The sequence below is a fragment of the Niallia sp. 03133 genome (genome assembly GCF_052663225.1).
In genome coordinates this window covers 1-2,650 of the sequence record NZ_JBQTCY010000026.1, presented here as the reverse complement: position 1 = coordinate 2,650, position 2,650 = coordinate 1, and the positions used below count along the sequence as shown (strand labels likewise).

The 2,650-nt window shown below is 52.5% G+C and carries 1 rRNA gene; it reads right to left on the bottom strand.

Annotation, left to right across the window (positions count from 1 at the left end):
- Positions 1 to 2,650, bottom strand: a 23S ribosomal RNA gene (locus ACTYBU_RS22300); the annotation flags it as partial.

Here is a 2,650-nt window from a genome sequence, read left to right as displayed (position 1 = left end):
CGCCCACGACGGATAGGGACCGAACTGTCTCACGACGTTCTGAACCCAGCTCGCGTACCGCTTTAATGGGCGAACAGCCCAACCCTTGGGACCGACTACAGCCCCAGGATGCGATGAGCCGACATCGAGGTGCCAAACCTCCCCGTCGATGTGGACTCTTGGGGGAGATAAGCCTGTTATCCCCGGGGTAGCTTTTATCCGTTGAGCGATGGCCCTTCCATGCGGAACCACCGGATCACTAAGCCCGACTTTCGTCCCTGCTCGACTTGTAGGTCTCGCAGTCAAGCTCCCTTGTGCCTTTACACTCTACGAATGATTTCCAACCATTCTGAGGGAACCTTTGGGCGCCTCCGTTACTTTTTAGGAGGCGACCGCCCCAGTCAAACTGCCCACCTGACACTGTCTCCCACCCCGATAAGGGGTGCGGGTTAGAATGTCAATACAGCCAGGGTAGTATCCCACCGATGCCTCCACCGAAGCTAGCGCTCCGGCTTCCTAGGCTCCTACCTATCCTGTACAAGCTGTACCAAAATTCAATATCAGGCTGCAGTAAAGCTCCACGGGGTCTTTCCGTCCTGTCGCGGGTAACCTGCATCTTCACAGGTACTATAATTTCACCGAGTCTCTCGTTGAGACAGTGCCCAGATCGTTACACCTTTCGTGCGGGTCGGAACTTACCCGACAAGGAATTTCGCTACCTTAGGACCGTTATAGTTACGGCCGCCGTTTACTGGGGCTTCAATTCAGAGCTTCGCATTACTGCTAACCCCTCCTCTTAACCTTCCAGCACCGGGCAGGTGTCAGCCCCTATACTTCGCCTTACGGCTTCGCAGAGACCTGTGTTTTTGCTAAACAGTCGCCTGGGCCTATTCACTGCGGCTCTTCTAGGCTATTCACCCAAAAGAGCACCCCTTCTCCCGAAGTTACGGGGTCATTTTGCCGAGTTCCTTAACGAGAGTTCTCTCGCTCACCTTAGGATTCTCTCCTCGCCTACCTGTGTCGGTTTGCGGTACGGGCACCTTGAACCTCGCTAGAGGCTTTTCTTGGCAGTGTGGAATCAGGAACTTCGGTACTCTATTTCCCTCGCCGTCACAGCTCAGCCTTATGGTAACGGGATTTGCCTCATTACCAGCCTAACTGCTTGGACGTGCTAATCCAACAGCACGCTTACCCTATCCTCCTGCGTCCCCCCATTACTCAAACGGTTCATAAGGTGGTACAGGAATATCAACCTGTTGTCCATCGCCTACGCTCTTCAGCCTCGGCTTAGGTCCCGACTAACCCTGAGTGGACGAGCCTTCCTCAGGAAACCTTAGGCATTCGGTGGATGAGATTCTCACTCATCTTTCGCTACTCATACCGGCATTCTCACTTCTAAGCGCTCCACCAGTCCTTCCGGTCTAGCTTCAACGCCCTTAGAACGCTCTCCTACCACTGACATCTAAGATGTCAATCCACAGCTTCGGTGATACGTTTAGCCCCGGTACATTTTCGGCGCAGAGTCACTCGACCAGTGAGCTATTACGCACTCTTTAAATGGTGGCTGCTTCTAAGCCAACATCCTGGTTGTCTAAGCAACTCCACATCCTTTTCCACTTAACGTATACTTTGGGACCTTAGCTGGTGGTCTGGGCTGTTTCCCTCTTGACTACGGATCTTATCACTCGCAGTCTGACTCCCAAGAATAAGTATTTGGCATTCGGAGTTTGTCTGAATTCGGTAACCCGATGGGGGCCCCTAGTCCAAACAGTGCTCTACCTCCAATACTCTCATCTTGAGGCTAGCCCTAAAGCTATTTCGGAGAGAACCAGCTATCTCCAAGTTCGATTGGAATTTCTCCGCTACCCACACCTCATCCCCGCACTTTTCAACGTGCGTGGGTTCGGGCCTCCATCCAGTGTTACCTGGACTTCACCCTGGACATGGGTAGATCACCTGGTTTCGGGTCTACAACCACATACTATGTCGCCCTATTCAGACTCGCTTTCGCTGCGGCTCCGTCTCTTCAACTTAACCTCGCATGTAATCGTAACTCGCCGGTTCATTCTACAAAAGGCACGCTATCACCCATAAAAGGGCTCTAACTACTTGTAGGCACACGGTTTCAGGATCTCTTTCACTCCCCTTCCGGGGTGCTTTTCACCTTTCCCTCACGGTACTGGTTCACTATCGGTCACTAGGGAGTATTTAGCCTTGGGAGATGGTCCTCCCTGCTTCCGACGGGATTTCTCGTGTCCCGCCGTACTCAGGATCCACTCTGGAGGGAACGAAGTTTCAACTACAGGGTTTTTACCTTCTATGACTGGCCTTTCCAGACCTATTCATCTACCCCGTTCCTTTGTAACTCCATGTAGAGTGTCCTACAACCCCAAGAGGCAAGCCTCTTGGTTTGGGCTAATCCCGTTTCGCTCGCCGCTACTCAGGGAATCGCGTTTGCTTTCTCTTCCTCCGGGTACTTAGATGTTTCAGTTCCCCGGGTCTGCCTTCAGTACCCTATGTATTCAGGTAAAGATTCTATCCCATTACGGATAGAGGGTTTCCCCATTCGGAAATCTCCGGATCAAAGCTTACTTACAGCTCCCCGAAGCATATCGGTGTTAGTCCCGTCCTTCATCGGCTCCTAGTGCCAAGGCATCCACCGTGCGCCCTT